We start from the raw sequence: 14,954 nt of genomic DNA on the forward strand, positions 1-14,954 counted from the left end.
ACTTATATTTGGCTTGGAGAGTGTATTCGTAAAACCGAAGATGAAATTGATAAACTTTACAAATATTATCCCACAGATATTTCTGTAGAACTTATGAAAGTTCTTGAAGATATCTTAAATTCCACTTATCATTCCATGATGAAAACATTATTGGTTGTTCCAAATGATGTTGATTTTAGTCAATGTAATAATAATTTTTTTGCAGAGTATTATAAATTGATATGTGAATTAGAAAAAATTAATCAAAAGGAGTATTTTTCCGAATAAATGTTAGAGCAGTAAATTCTATGGAGTTTGCTGCTTTTTATGCTTAAAAGGAGGAACTATGAGATTACAAACATACAGAGGATATCGTATCAGAGCCAGTGATAAATCACTGGTTTTTCGTTTCTCGGCTGGTTTGCTGCTTCTATTATTCCTTGCGGTGGTTATGCTGCTGAACCTAAAGTCAATCATCACTACGGATTGGAAAGCAATCTCACTTTTTGAAGATGGCAGCGTCTACTTGCCGATTACACCATATAGGATAGTGACTATCATTGTGGCGACTCTGGTCTGTGTGTTGTCTGCCCTTTTCTACCGCAGATTCCAGTATGACAGAGTGAAACAGCTTTTTCACCGTCAAAAGCTGGCACGCATGATTTTAGAGAATGGCTGGTATGAATCAGAATCCACACAGGACAGCGGATTTTTTAAGGACTTGCCAGCGTCCGGCAAGAAAGAGAAAATCAACTACTTTCCAAAACTGTATTACCGTATGGAACATGGTCTATTGTATATCCGTACAGAAATTACATTAGGGAAATATCAAGACCAACTTTTACACTTGGAAAAGAAGCTGGAAACAGGATTGTACTGTGAGCTGGTGTCAAAAGAGCTACATGATTCCTATGTGGAGTATGTCTTACTTTATGACACTATCGCTAATAGAATCACTATCAATGAGGTACAGGCTGAACATGGCAGTTTACGTCTGATGAAAAATGTCTGGTGGGAGTATGACAAGCTCCCTCATATGCTGATTGCTGGCGGTACTGGTGGAGGAAAGACGTATTTTATTCTCACACTCATTGAAGCTATGCTCCGCAGCAATGCAGTCATGTATATTTTAGACCCAAAGAACGCTGACCTTGCGGATTTATCCGTTGTCATGCCGGAAGTCTGGTACAAGAAAGACGATATAACCGCCTGTATTGACAGGTTCTATGACGGTATGATGGCAAGAAGTGAAGCAATGAAGCTCATGGAGAATTACAGGACAGGTGAAAACTATGCCTATTTAGGACTATCGCCCCACTTCCTTATTTTTGATGAATATGTGGCGTTCATGGAAATGCTCACCACAAAGGAGAATGCTGCTGTCCTTAACAAGCTGAAACAGATAGTCATGCTCGGACGACAGGCAGGATATTTTCTCATTCTCGCCTGTCAGCGTCCAGACGCAAAGTATCTCGGTGATGGAATCCGTGACCAGTTCAATTTCCGTGTGGCTCTTGGGCGTATGTCGGAGCTTGGGTACAGTATGATGTTCGGTGAAGTAGACAAGGACTTTTTCTTGAAGCAGATTAAAGGGCGTGGCTATGTTGATACGGGAAACAGTGTCATATCCGAGTTTTACACTCCCCTTGTACCCAAAGGACATGACTTTTTAAAAGAGATAGGAGGATTGTCACAAAACAGGCAGGACGGACAGGCGGCGTGCGAAGCGAAAGACGCAGGTACAGACTAGCCTGTGTTGGGGTGGCGTAAGCCGCCCCAACCATCTGCCCCCGTTATCTAACAGGGGGGCACAAATTATCTGGAAACAGTCAATTACATATCAAAAAGTCCTTGAAAACAGAGGACTTTTCAAACATTCAAAGGAGTGTGACAAAATCGGTAACTGTCACATTCCTTTTTCGATTGGAGGGATTGAAACTGAATGATACCGATTGGATAAACGATTTTAAGGAAAAACGGACGCAATACGGCGTTTCCCAGAATCGTCTTGCGGTCATGGCTGGTATCAGTCGTGAGTATGTCAGCAGGATTGAATCTGGAAAAGTAGCCTTGACAGAAGAAATCAAGGGGAAATTCACGGACGCTCTGGAAAAGCTGAATCCAGAGAATCCGTTGGAAATGGTCTTGGATTACGTCAGAATCCGATTCCCCACACAGGACGTTCGGCACGTTGTTGAAGATATTCTGCAATTAAAGCTGGATGTAATGATACATGAGGACTACGGATTCTACTCCTATGCGGAATATTATGTGCTTGGTGATGTGTTCGTGCTAACATCACCTGATAAAGAGAAAGGCACACTGCTGGAGCTGAAAGGCAAAGGCTGTCGGCAGATGGAAAGTTATCTGCTGGCACAGCATAGGAGCTGGTATGACTTTCTCATGGACGCTCTGGTGGAAGGAGGTGTGATGAAACGTCTTGACCTTGCCATCAACGATATGGCAGGAATCTTGGATATTCCAGAGCTGACAGAGAAATGCAACCGTGAAGAATGTATTTCCGTATTCCGCAGCTTCAAGAGTTACCGCAGCGGTGAGCTGGTGAGAAGCAATGAACAGGACAGATACGGAATGGGAAATACGCTTTATATCGGTTCGCTCAAATCAGAGGTTTATTTCTGTATCTATGAAAAGGACTATGAGCAGTATGTGAAATACGATATTCCGATTGAAGATGCGAAAATCAAGAACCGTTTTGAAATCCGGCTGAAAAATGAGCGAGCCTATTATGCGGTGCGTGACCTGCTGACCTACCATGACGCAGAGCGTACCGCTTTTGACATTATCAACCGTTATATGCGGTTCGCTGACAAGGAGGTGGAGAAAAGACGCAGCGAATGGCAGACCAATGAGAAATGGGCGTACTTTATCGGCGCTGATCGTGGGCGTTTGAAATTGACGACCAAACCAGAGCCTTATACGCTCACTCGGACGCTGAACTGGATAAGCAGACAGGTAGCTCCCACATGGAAAGTCTTGCAGCAGATAGACAGTACCAACGGTACGACCTATCTCAAAGATATTTTAGACCATGCGAAGCTCACGGAGCGTCACAAGAAACTGATTGAACAGCAGACAACTTCTACAGAGGAAATCATCAACAAGGAGGAATGACAACATGAAACATATCTTATTTGATTTATTTTTAGTATCTCTTGGTGCAGGTATCGGAGTGGTTACAATGTGTCTGGTACGGGCTGGCAGCCAGTTTGACAGAGATATGGAAACATGGAAAAGAGGTGAGAAATAATGAATTTCGGACAGAACTTATACAACTGGTTTTTATCCAATGCACAGTCACTTGTGCTTATGGCAATCGCTGTTATCGGGGTGTATCTCGGTTTCAAGCGTGAGTTTTCCAAACTTATTGGCTTTCTGGTGATTGCCTTAATCGCTGTCGGTCTGGTATTCAATGCCGCTGGCGTGAAAGACGTACTGTTACAGTTATTCAATAAGATTATCGGGGCGTAATCATATTGTTATATCCTCCGCAAGATGTTATAATTTGTTGTAATTTAATGAATTGCGGAGGAATGATTATGAAAGATTTTATTGATTTCTTAAAATTACCGCCTAATATTCTAGGAGCTTTGTCTATTGCAAGCGGAGCATTATTACTATTGCCAGACCAGTTGGCTAAAAGGCTATATATGACAGAGTTTCGTGATAAATATGGATTTACAATAGGTATTATTTTTGTCGTTTCAACTGCTATACTAATAGTTCTTATAGTTAGTAAAATATATCATTACTTTTATGATAAGCATTCATCAAAAAAATTGGTTGAAGCACAAACAAAATATCTTAAAAGAATGACACCAGAACAAGTTATTGTGATTCGGGAGTTTATCAATGAACCAACACATACATTGCCACTTCCTTATAATAATGGATTGGTAATTGAGTTACAACACCTGCAAATTATTACACCAGCAGGACAAACTCATTTGGTAGATATGTTAGACCCTCAAATTCAATTCTTTTTGCAACCGTGGGTTATTCAGAGAATTAACAATGATGATGAATTAAGGCAAAAATTTTATTAAAATGAATTAGCAGTAAATCATAATAGGTTTGCTGCTTTTTTTATACAAAATTTTTAGATTGGAGGACAACATGAAAACAGATATTTTTGAGGATATGAAAGATTATATCGGCTGTAATGATGTTTCCGACCTGCCTTACCGCAAGCGTGAGGTATGGGAAGAAATCAAACGACAGATACCTCTTCAATATCCTAAAGAACAGTTAGAAAAGTTTTCTCACTATGTGTTTGGTGTAGATTATGCTGTTATAATGGGAATACTGGATATGATGAAAGGAAGTGACAGACCATGCAGGAAATGCGAGTTTACTTGTTAAATAATACAAAACCGTATCGTGAGGGTGACGAAGAATATTCTGGTGCTTGGTTCAACTGCCCTGTGGACTTTGAGGAAATCCGAGAAAAAATCGGTGTGGAACATGAAGAACAGATTGAGATTGCCGACTATGAGTTGCCCTTTGACTTACACAGCGATACGCAGCTCTGGGAAATCAATGCCAACTGCCGCATGGTTCTTGAATTGGAGGGTACGCCTATCGGCAATGAAATGAAAGCCATTCAGCAGAAATGGTTTTCCAGCTTCGAGGAATTTATCGACCACAAGGACGAGATACGCTACTATGATGTGGGTGACGGTGCAGCTCTGGCAGAATACCTTATCCGTGAAGAATATGTTTTTGGTGAGATTCCTCACGAACTGTTGAAACATATCGACTATCACTCCTATGGTAGTGAGCTGGAAATGGACGACAGATACTTATTTACCACAAGCGGCGTATTCCGCTATCAGTAAAGGGGTGATGTGGTATCGAAGAAATGCGAATCTATATCGCCAATCTTGGGAAATACAACGAGGGTGAGCTTGTGGGTGCGTGGTTTACGCCGCCCGTTGATTATGACGAGATGGCAGAACGTATCGGCTTGGATGACAGATACGAAGAATACGCAATCCATGATTATGAGCTACCCTTTGAGATTGACGAGTACACACCCATTGAGGAAGTCAACCGCCTGTGTGAAATGGTGGAGGACTTACCAGAAGACATACAGGACGAATTATCGGAACTGCTAGGCTATTACAGTAGCTTGGAAGATTTGTGCGAACATGCAGACGATATTATCCATTATCCCGATTGTGACGATATGACAGACGTTGCCTATTACTTCATAGATGAATGTCAAAGTCTGGGTGAGATACCAGACAGAATCCGCAGTTACATAGACTATGAAGCCTACGGGCGTGACCTTGATTTAGAGGGGTGTTTTGTCGTCACCAATCATGGCGTGTTTGAATGTCCGTATTAACAATTACAACTGAATATTTTTTATCTGCCAGTGAAATGACACTGGTTATTTTTTTGCAGCAGCCTTGAAACATAGGCTGCTGTTTCCATTTTAGAACAGAAAGGAGCTGTGAAAATTGAAGAAAATCAAAAGCTATACAAGCATATGGAGCGTGGAAAAAGTCATTTATGCAATCAACGACTTTCAACTCCCGTTCCCGCTCACATTCAGTCAGATGGCTTGGTTCGTGGTGTCGCTGTTTGTGGTGATTCTCTTTGGGGAGCTACCGCCCTTTAACATGATTGACGGTGCATTTCTCAAATACTTTGGAATCCCTGTGGCGTTCACTTGGTTTGTATCGCAAAAGACCTTTGACGGAAAAAAGCCTTTTGGATTCCTAAAATCCTGTGTGAGCTTTTTCCTCCGACCAAAAGTGACCTATGCAGGAAAAGCTATCAAACTGAAAAATCAGAAATTCAATACAAGCGTGACCGCAGTTAGGAGTGTGATGTATGTTCCCGATTAAGTACATAGAAAACAATCTGGTGTTCAACCATGACGGTGAGTGCTTTGCCTACTATGAGCTGACACCTTACAATTATTCGTTCCTGTCACCAGAAGAAAAATACATGGTGCATGACAACTTCCGTCAGCTTATCGCCCAGAACCGTGACGGAAAAATCCATGCCCTACAGATTGCCACAGAGGACAGCCTGCGTGCAGTACAGGAGCGTTCCAAAAAGGGAATCACAGGCAGATTAAAAGAGATTGCCTGTAAAAAGGTAGATGAACAGACAGAAGCGTTGGTTGAGATGATTGGTGAAAATCAGATTGACTACCGCTTTTTTCTTGGCTTCAAGCTGCTGGTAAATGAGGAAGAAATCAGCTTCAAGGGTATGCAAAAATCAGCAGCTATGACCTTTGCGGATTTTATCTATGAAGTCAATCACAAGCTGATGGGTGACTTCGTTTCCATGAGTAATGATGAAATCAACCGTTTCCTAAAGATGGAAAAACTCTTGGAAAGCAAAATCTCACGCCGCTTTCAGTTCCGCAGACTAGATAAGAACGACTTCGGCTACCTCTTGGAACATATCTACGGGAATACCGGCGTTGCCTACAGTGATTACAGTTATGACCTCCCGATAAAAAAGTTAAAGCGTGAAACACTGGTGAAGCGATATGACCTTATCCGTCCGACACGCTGCATGATTGAAGAAAACCAGCGATACCTAAAGATTGAGCGTGAAGATCAGACAACTTTTGTTGCCTACTTCACGATTAACAATATCGTGGGTGAGCTGGATTTTCCGTCAAGCGAGATATTTTATTATCAGCAACAGCAATTCACGTTCCCCGTTTCCACTTCTATGAATGTGGAAATCGTCACCAACAAAAAGGCTCTGACGACTGTTAGGAACAAAAAGAAAGAGCTGAAAGACTTGGATAATCATGCTTGGGAATCCAACAACGAAACGGGAAGTAACGTCATGGACGCTCTGGATTCGGTGAATGAACTGGAAACAAATTTAGACCAGTCCAAAGAATCCATGTATAAATTATCCTACGTTATCCGTGTGGCAGCTGACACTCTGGAAGAATTGAAACGCCGCTGTGATGAAGTCAAAGATTTCTATGATGATTTGAACGTCAAGCTGGTTCGCCCATTCGGTGATATGTTGGGGTTGCATGGTGAGTTTATCCCGTCCAGCAAAAGATATATCAATGATTATATCCAATACGTCACTTCGGACTTTCTCGCCGGACTTGGCTTCGGTGCGACACAGCAGCTTGGGGAAACGGACGGTATCTATATCGGCTATAACCTTGATACAGGAAAGAACGTCTATCTAAAACCTAGCCTTGCAGCACAGGGCGTAAAAGGTTCTGTGACAAATGCTCTTGCGGCTGCTTTTCTCGGTTCGCTCGGTGGTGGGAAGTCTTTCTGTAACAACCTTATCATCTATTATGCGGTGCTGTTTGGAGGAAAAGCGGTCATTGTAGACCCAAAATCAGAGCGTGGTAACTGGCAGGAAACGATACCCGACATTGCACAGGAAATCAAGATAGTTAATCTCACCAGTGAGGACAAAAACAGAGGACTTCTTGACCCGTATGTGATTATGAAGCGAACAAAGGACGCTGAAAGTCTGGCAATCGACATTCTGACATTCCTTACAGGTATTTCGTCCCGTGACGGTGAGAAGTTCCCTGTATTAAGGCGTGCAATCCGTTCCGTGACACAGAGCAAAAAACGAGGACTGCTCCGTGTCATTGATAAATTAAGGAAAGACGGTTCTCCTGTGGCAGAAAATATCGCAGACCATATCGAGAGCATGACCGATTATGACTTTGCACACCTTTTATTCTCGGACGGTGATGTGGAGCAGTCCATCAGTTTAAACAGGCAGCTCAACATCATACAGGTGGCAGACCTTGTGTTGCCGGATAAGGACACGAAGTTTGAAGAATACACCACAATGGAATTATTGTCCGTGGCTATGCTGATTGTCATTAGTACCTTTGCCCTTGATTTTATCCATTCCGACAGGAGCATTTTTAAGATGGTGGACTTGGACGAGGCGTGGACGTTCCTACAGGTGGCACAGGGGAAAGCATTGTCTAACAAGCTGATTCGTGCTGGACGCTCCATGAATGCTGCTGTTTACTTCGTTACACAAAACTCTAGTGATGTGGACGATGAAAAGATGAAGAACAATATCGGCTTAAAGTTTGCGTTCCGTTCTACAGACATAAAGGAAATCAAGAATACTCTTGAATTTTTCGGTGTGGATAAGGAGGACGAGGGCAACCAGAAACGACTTAGGGATTTGGAAAACGGACAATGCCTGTTTCAAGATTTGTATGGGCGTGTGGGCGTTATCCAGATTCACCCTGTATTCTCTGACCTGTTCCATGCCTTTGATACCAGACCGCCAGTGCAGACGGAAGAAATGAGGTGAAGCCTATGGACAAGAGAAAAATAGTCCGTTATCTGCTTATCACGCTTTCGGTGATTCTCGGTGTGCTGGTATTTTTATCTATCACGGGTACGGTAGCTCATGCGGCTGGTCTGGTAGACAATACGGTGAGTGACGCTAACACCTATTCCAAATATCCGCTGGAAAACTACCAGCTTGATTTCTATGTGGATTCAAGTTGGGATTGGCTGCCGTGGAACTGGCTTGACGGTATCGGCAAAAGTATTCAGTACGGACTATATGCCATCACAAACTTTGCCTGGACGGTGAGCTTATACATTTCCAATGCGACGGGATATGTGGTACAGGAAGCCTACAAGCTGGACTTTATCTCTGATACCGCAAGCTCTATCGGAAAGAACATTCAGACGTTGGCTGGTATCACTTCCAGCGGTTTTTCCAGTGAGGGATTTTATGTGGGATTTCTGCTTATCCTTATTCTGGTAATGGGTATCTATGTGGCATACACAGGACTTATCAAGAGGGAAACCACAAAAGCAGTTCATGCGGTGATTAACTTCCTTGTGGTGTTTATCCTGTCAGCTTCTTTTATTGCATACGCCCCCAATTATATCAGCAAAATCAATGACTTTTCCGCAGATATAAGCAGCTCGGCATTATCGCTCGGTACAAAAATCGTGCTGCCCGATTCCAACAGCAAAGGAAAAGACAGCGTAGATTTAATAAGAGACAGCCTGTTTTCCATACAGGTGAAACAACCGTGGCTGCTTTTACAGTACGGAGAATCGGATATAGAAACGCTCGGTTCTGACCGTGTGGAAAGCCTGTTATCGGAAAGTCCAGACACGGACGACAGAGAGGACGTTGTGATTGAGGAAATCGAGGATAAGGACAATGACTATTTGAGCGTCACAAAGACCATGACCCGTTTAGGTATGGTAGTGTTCCTGTTTATCTTCAATATTGGTATCTCGGCATTTGTCTTTCTGCTTACCGGCATGATGATTTTCTCGCAGGTGCTATTCATCATTTACGCCATGTTCCTGCCGATTAGTTTTATCCTCTCCATGATACCGACTTATGAGGGCATGACAAAAAAGGCTCTTACGAAGCTGTTCAATACCATTATGATGAGAGCCGGAATCACACTGATTATTACCACAGCCTTTAGTATCTCGACTATGTTTTATTCCATTTCCTCCGGCTATCCGTTTTTCATGGTGGCATTTCTACAGATAGTCACCTTTGCCGGAATCTATTTTAAATTAGGTGACTTGATGGCAATGTTCAGCCTGCAATCTTCCGATACACAGCAAGTCAGCAGACGAATCATGCGACACCCGTATATGTTCCTCAACCGCAGGGCAAGACGCTTGGAGCGTAAAATCGGTAGGACAATGGCGGCTGGTGCTGCTGGCGGTGTAGCTGGTGCTGCGGCGGCTTCTGCTTCTACGAAAAAGGCAGACAATACCAAACAGACAGGTAATACGCATACCAGAGCAAATCACAATACTTCTGCTTCTTCCAGTGGAGGTAACAGCAAGCCGCCAGCTCTGCCGGATTCCAAATCACAGAAGCCGCTTGCATTGCCGGATAAGAAAAGTCAGACGGATTCCTCACAGACCGTACATAGTTCACAGAGCAATACGCAGGAATCACAGTCTACCTCAAAGCGTGGAATCGTGGATAAAAAATCGGTATCGAAACAGTCGCAGTCAGAGAAACAGAATCCACAGCGTCCGAGTGTGGATAAGGAACAGGACAAGCTGGAATCAAAGGATAAAGAGCGACAGGTCACCGGATCAGCGACAAAGAGAGCTGCCCCGGTGCATGAGCGACCAGCCACAACGCCTGTTCCTGTAAAATCGGATTCACAGGCGGCAGCTTCAAAACAAGAGCAGAAAGTCAAAGAGCGTCCTGTCACAGTGACAAAGGAGCAGCCGCAATCAAGCAAGAGTAAAGAGCCTGTGACAAAATCACAGGAGAATGTAAGAACACAGGTTGTCAGAGAATCCCGTCCGGCAGATAAACAGACTTCATCAGCAGTAAATAAACATTCACAAGCTACCACAGATATTTCAAGGCAAACGGTACAACGTCAGAAGCAGACAAAGACGGTTCAGAAAAAGACCACAAATCAATCAACAATGAAGAAATCTACAAGTAAGAAAGGCGGCAAGAAATGAAGTTAAGGCATTTTGCTGTGTTCGGTGGGATTTTCACAGTGATTATCTGTCTGCTTCTGTTCCTGTTTATCGTGACCGCAGATGATGAAGAAAGCGGCTCTTCCAGCTTGGATTTTTCTGGACTGAACCTGTCAGCAGAAGTCTTGAAACATCAGCCTACGGTAGAAAAATACGCAAAGGAATACGGGATTTCTGACTATGTGAATTACCTGCTTGCGATTATGCAGGTGGAATCCGGCGGCACTGGCACGACAGACGTTATGCAAGCCAGTGAATCACTTGGTCTACCGCTTAATTCCTTGTCTGTGGAGGATTCCATCAAACAAGGGTGTAAATACTTCTCGGAGCTTTTGAAATCCGCAGAAGCGAAAGGCTGTGACATCAACACAGTGGTACAGTCCTATAACTATGGCGGCAGCTTCATTGATTACGTTTCCAGTCATGGGAAAAAGTACACCTTTGAGCTGGCGGTCAGTTTCGCAAAGGACAAGTCCGGCGGTGTCAAAGTCACCTATAAGAATGAGATTGCCATAAAAGAAAATGGCGGCTGGCGTTACAGGTACGGGAATATGTTCTATGTAAAATTAGTCAGCCAGTATTTGGCTGTGCCTAGTTTCAGTGACGCTACCGCACAGGCAATCTTCAATGAAGCGTTGAAGTATCAAGGCTGGAAGTATGTGTATGGCGGCAGCAATCCCAACACTTCTTTTGACTGTTCGGGATTGGTTCAGTGGTGCTACGGAAAGGCTGGTATCAGCTTACCCCGTACCGCACAGGCACAGTATGACGCTACGCAGCACATACCGCTGTCACAGGCAAAAGCTGGTGATTTGGTATTCTTCCACTCAACCTATAACGCTGGAACATACGTCACTCATGTAGGAATCTATGCTAGAAACAACAGAATGTATCATGCTGGCGACCCTATCGGATATGCAGATTTAACAAGCTCGTACTGGCAGCAACACTTGATTGGTGCCGGACGAGTGAAAACCAATTAGAAAGGAATGGTGCTATGCTATTTAAGAAAAAGGATAAGGAATCAAAACCAAAAAAGGAAAAGAAAGTGCCTGTGATGAAAGTTGGCACGCATAAGAAAACCGTGATTGCCTTATGGCTGGTGCTGATTGCCAGTGTCAGCTTTGGGGTGTATAAGAATTTCACCGCCATTGATATGCACACGGTACATGAGAAAGAAGTCATTGAGCAGCGTATTGTTGATACCAACAAGATAGAGAATTTCGTCAAGGCATTTGCGAAGTCCTACTATTCTTGGAGCAACACGCAGGAATCCATTGAGAAACGAACCGCAGCCATCAACCAATATCTGACAAAGAGCTTACAGGATTTGAATGTTGATACCGTCCGTATGGATATACCTACAAGCTCTACGGTAACAGACGTTAAGATTTGGGAGGTTGAAGCGGCTGGAATGAACGACTTTACCGTTGTCTACTCGGTAGATCAAACGGTAACGGAGGGAGAAACTACTATCGGCTACACTTCCGCTTATATGGTGGTAGTTCATGTAGATGGTGACGGAAATCTGGTTATTACACAGAATCCGACCATCAGCAGCATACCAACAAAATCCGGCTATGAACCAAAAACAAAAGAATCGGACGGAACAGTGGACGCTGCCACTGCGGAGGAAGTTACAGAGTTCTTGGAAACATTCTTCAAGCTATACCCTACCGCAACAGAAAAGGAGCTTGCCTACTATGTATCGGGGAATGTGCTGGAACCTGTGAATTGTGAGTATGTGTTCTCGGAGCTGGTAAATCCTATCTTTACACAAGATGGTGAACAGGTGAAAGTGTCCGTATCAGTGAAATATCTCGACCAGAGGACAAAGGCAACACAGATTTCACAGTTTGATTTGACACTGGAAAAAGATAGTAACTGGAAGATTGTAAAATAATGAAGATGGGGAATGGACATTAAAAACCGTTCCCCTTTAATCATTTTCATTCACGTTTAATTTTTTTAACTGCTATTGCTTATTGTGCTACAAAAAATGCCATTCTTAATTTGGAAGATTAGTTCCAGAAAAATCAGAAAGAATATTGACACATAAGTGATGTGTGTATATAATGTGCATATATAAACATCACACTAAAGGAGGAAAGATATTTGAAGATAGTAATATCTAATACATCTGAAAATCCTCTTTACCAGCAAATCAAAGACCAAATAAAAGACGCTATCTTAAGAGAGGAATTAGTGGAGGGCGACGCCCTTCCGTCTATCCGTTCCTTTGCAAATGATTTAAAAGTCAGCGTCCTAACAATACGGAGGGTATATGATGAATTGGAAAAAGAGGGATTTATTACAAGTCAAGTCGGTATCGGGACTTTTGTTTCTACAAGTAATATTGAATTATTAAGGGAGTCCAAACGGCGACTTGTAGAGAAAAAAATGCTTGATATGATACAGACAGCTAAATCACTAAATATCAGCAAAGAGGAATTAAATGCCATGATGGACATTCTATACGAGGAGGAAAACTGAATGGACAATATTTTAGAAGTATCTGGAATCAATAAAAGTTACGATGATTTTTCCTTGAAGGACATCTCATTCTATTTACCAGAGGGATGTATCACTGGATTTGTGGGAATTAACGGGGCAGGTAAGACAACCACTCTACGAAGTATTTTAGGGCTTACCAACAATGTGTCGGGGAAAATAAATTTTTTTGGTATGGACATAAAGGGAAATGAAAGCGAAATAAAAGACCGTATCGGTATTGTGCTTGATGATGGTTGTTTTTATGATGAATTAACCATTTCAGAAATGAAAAGCATCATAGCACCTGCCTATAAAAACTGGTGTGAACAAGATTTTATTGATTACTTAGAACGTTTCGAGCTTAACCCAAAGCAAAAAATCAATACACTGTCGAAAGGTATGCGTATGAAATATGCTTTGGCATTAGCTCTTTCACATAAAGCGGAGCTACTTATTATGGACGAACCGACAAGCGGACTTGACCCACTGGTACGAAGCCAGCTTTTGGATATATTAAAAGATTATATGAACAAAGATGGAAAAGGTGTATTTTTTTCTACGCATATTACCTCTGATTTAGACAAAATTGCAGATATGCTGATTATGATTGATAGTGGGCAGATTGTTTTTCAAGAAGAAAAAGACCAGTTGCTTGACAGCTATCGAATTATAAAAGGAAGTGCAGAGAAACTGAATTCAGATACACGAAAGATGTTTCTTTGCACAGAAGAAAGTGCATTTAATTTTACGGGAATTACAAAACAGGCTTCTGTTGTTATGGAATGTATGCAGGATGTTCTTATAGAACGACCAACGATTGAAGACATTATGCTTGCGAATGTGGAAAGGAGAAAAAAGAATGTTATTTAGCTTAGTAAAAAAAGATTTTCTAATTGTAAAGAAATATGTGGGTATTATGCTTATTGTATCCTTTTTAATTCCGCCTATTATGCTTTGGCGTACACCTGAAGCGGCTGGAGCTATGGGTTTCACACTTACTATTATTTTCAGTATTTTTATGTTGACACAATATGTTTCCTTAAAGGAACATCAATATCCGAAAGCCGCTACTCTGCTTTGTGCAACGCCATATCCCCGTAGGCTGATTGTACTTTCAAAATATTTATTTTGTCTGGTTATTTATGCGGTATGCTGTTTGATTTTTGGGATTGACACACTTCTTTTCCCAAAACTTGGAACGTTTGATATTAGGATGGCGGTTATCATTTTTTTTACGGTCACTGTATTTTTATCTGTTTATTTTCCTGCTTTATATAAACTGGGATATGAAAAAACAAAATTTTTCTTTGTCTTAGTTATTATGGCATCCCCTATTTTGTTTGCAGCTCTGTTTAAACCAGAAAATAAGATGAAGTTTGATTTCTTAAATACGGTTTCCACAACAATGCTCATTATTTTTGGTATTGTAATTAGTCTTATCATTTTTTCAATATCCGCTATTCTGTCAATTAAGTTTTTTGAAAAGAGCGATTTGGCATAGGAGGTATCGTATGGAACATGATGTAATTATTTTGTATTTGATAGCAGGAGTATCGTTTACTTTCGCCTTGTTTAATTGTATTTTGTTTGCCTTGAAACATGGAAAGACAATGAAAACAAATGGAATGATTGTTTCAATAAAGTCTACAAACCCGACAAACGAAAAATGGCGTAATGCAAAACTGGCAGAGGTTTCCTATCTGGTAAATGGCAAGCGGATTGTGTCAAAAAATCGCATACAGGTTTCTCTTACCTCCGAGATAGGAACGCATATTCCTATCCGATATGACCGAAACCAACCAGACAAAATATACAGTTATTCAGTAAAACGAATTATTATAGGATTTTTAATTGGTGTAGGTAGCATACTTATAGCTGCGTTTATGCAAATTCATTAGAGAAAGGGGATATAGGATATGCCACATTTTCCAGAATGGTTTATAGTCATTTGTGTGTTGTTCCCTATTGCCAATTTGATTTATAAGG

Annotated in this window: 18 protein-coding genes; all 18 read left to right on the forward strand. The window is 41.8% G+C overall.

Annotation, left to right across the window (positions count from 1 at the left end):
• On the forward strand, window positions 1-267 hold a 267-nt coding region (locus H8Z82_RS08900), incomplete at its 5' end, for a hypothetical protein (RefSeq protein ID WP_456298240.1).
• A gap of 58 nt (window positions 268-325) precedes the next feature.
• The gene (locus H8Z82_RS08905; RefSeq protein WP_118341700.1) at window positions 326-1,729 is read left to right on the forward strand and encodes an FtsK/SpoIIIE domain-containing protein; all 1,404 of its coding nucleotides are present in this window, start codon (window positions 326-328) and stop codon (window positions 1,727-1,729) included.
• A 137-nt stretch (window positions 1,730-1,866) separates the two neighbouring features.
• On the forward strand, window positions 1,867-3,114 hold the full coding sequence (gene mobT / locus H8Z82_RS08910) for a MobT family relaxase (protein WP_117836152.1): 1,248 nt from the start codon (window positions 1,867-1,869) through the stop codon (window positions 3,112-3,114).
• Between the two features lie 4 nt (window positions 3,115-3,118).
• The gene (locus H8Z82_RS08915) at window positions 3,119-3,250 is read left to right on the forward strand and encodes a DUF3789 domain-containing protein (RefSeq protein ID WP_117690402.1); all 132 of its coding nucleotides are present in this window, start codon (window positions 3,119-3,121) and stop codon (window positions 3,248-3,250) included.
• Window positions 3,250-3,471, forward strand: coding sequence for a hypothetical protein (locus H8Z82_RS08920; protein ID WP_005363222.1), 222 nt, complete (start codon window positions 3,250-3,252; stop codon window positions 3,469-3,471). The genes H8Z82_RS08915 and H8Z82_RS08920 overlap by 1 nt, the downstream gene beginning before the upstream one ends.
• A 68-nt stretch (window positions 3,472-3,539) precedes the next feature.
• Window positions 3,540-4,046 (forward strand): superinfection exclusion B family protein, encoded by a 507-nt coding sequence (locus tag H8Z82_RS08925; protein WP_015541085.1) that lies wholly within the window; start codon window positions 3,540-3,542, stop codon window positions 4,044-4,046.
• Window positions 4,047-4,116: 70 nt separating this feature from the next.
• Window positions 4,117-4,362, forward strand: coding sequence for a hypothetical protein (locus H8Z82_RS08930; protein ID WP_015541086.1), 246 nt, complete (start codon window positions 4,117-4,119; stop codon window positions 4,360-4,362).
• Window positions 4,344-4,838, forward strand: a complete 495-nt coding sequence (locus H8Z82_RS08935) for an antirestriction protein ArdA (protein WP_181985411.1) — start codon at window positions 4,344-4,346, stop codon at window positions 4,836-4,838. The genes H8Z82_RS08930 and H8Z82_RS08935 overlap by 19 nt, the downstream gene beginning before the upstream one ends.
• Window positions 4,839-4,861: 23 nt before the next feature.
• Window positions 4,862-5,350, forward strand: coding sequence for an antirestriction protein ArdA (locus tag H8Z82_RS08940; RefSeq protein ID WP_117836156.1), 489 nt, complete (start codon window positions 4,862-4,864; stop codon window positions 5,348-5,350).
• Between the two features lie 115 nt (window positions 5,351-5,465).
• Window positions 5,466-5,855: a conjugal transfer protein gene (locus H8Z82_RS08945; protein ID WP_021865983.1), complete on the forward strand. Its 390-nt coding sequence runs from the start codon at window positions 5,466-5,468 to the stop codon at window positions 5,853-5,855.
• Complete coding sequence (gene tcpF, locus H8Z82_RS08950) at window positions 5,842-8,292, forward strand: conjugal transfer ATPase TcpF (protein WP_186994926.1); 2,451 nt, start codon at window positions 5,842-5,844, stop codon at window positions 8,290-8,292. Before H8Z82_RS08945 ends, tcpF begins: the two co-directional genes overlap by 14 nt.
• Before the next feature lie 5 nt (window positions 8,293-8,297).
• Entirely contained in the window at window positions 8,298-10,457 is a 2,160-nt protein-coding gene (locus tag H8Z82_RS08955) for a CD3337/EF1877 family mobilome membrane protein (RefSeq protein ID WP_117836175.1), read from the forward strand.
• Window positions 10,454-11,458 carry a bifunctional lytic transglycosylase/C40 family peptidase gene (locus tag H8Z82_RS08960; protein ID WP_186994927.1) on the forward strand — a complete coding sequence of 335 codons (1,005 nt, stop codon included), beginning with the start codon at window positions 10,454-10,456 and terminating at the stop codon, window positions 11,456-11,458. The genes H8Z82_RS08955 and H8Z82_RS08960 overlap by 4 nt, the downstream gene beginning before the upstream one ends.
• A 14-nt stretch (window positions 11,459-11,472) precedes the next feature.
• On the forward strand, window positions 11,473-12,378 hold the full coding sequence (locus H8Z82_RS08965; RefSeq protein WP_186994928.1) for a conjugal transfer protein: 906 nt from the start codon (window positions 11,473-11,475) through the stop codon (window positions 12,376-12,378).
• A gap of 212 nt (window positions 12,379-12,590) precedes the next feature.
• Window positions 12,591-12,968 (forward strand): GntR family transcriptional regulator, encoded by a 378-nt coding sequence (locus H8Z82_RS08970; RefSeq protein ID WP_117579310.1) that lies wholly within the window; start codon window positions 12,591-12,593, stop codon window positions 12,966-12,968.
• Window positions 12,969-13,838 carry an ABC transporter ATP-binding protein gene (locus H8Z82_RS08975; protein ID WP_117836162.1) on the forward strand — a complete coding sequence of 290 codons (870 nt, stop codon included), beginning with the start codon at window positions 12,969-12,971 and terminating at the stop codon, window positions 13,836-13,838.
• Window positions 13,828-14,469 carry an ABC-2 transporter permease gene (locus H8Z82_RS08980; protein WP_117836164.1) on the forward strand — a complete coding sequence of 214 codons (642 nt, stop codon included), beginning with the start codon at window positions 13,828-13,830 and terminating at the stop codon, window positions 14,467-14,469. The genes H8Z82_RS08975 and H8Z82_RS08980 overlap by 11 nt, the downstream gene beginning before the upstream one ends.
• A 10-nt stretch (window positions 14,470-14,479) precedes the next feature.
• Complete coding sequence (locus tag H8Z82_RS08985; RefSeq protein WP_186994929.1) at window positions 14,480-14,866, forward strand: hypothetical protein; 387 nt, start codon at window positions 14,480-14,482, stop codon at window positions 14,864-14,866.
• Window positions 14,867-14,954: the final 88 nt, after the last annotated feature.

Origin of the sequence: Blautia difficilis (assembly GCF_014297245.1) — a bacterium.
In the GTDB taxonomy this organism is placed as follows: Bacteria; Bacillota; Clostridia; order Lachnospirales; family Lachnospiraceae; genus Blautia_A; species Blautia_A difficilis.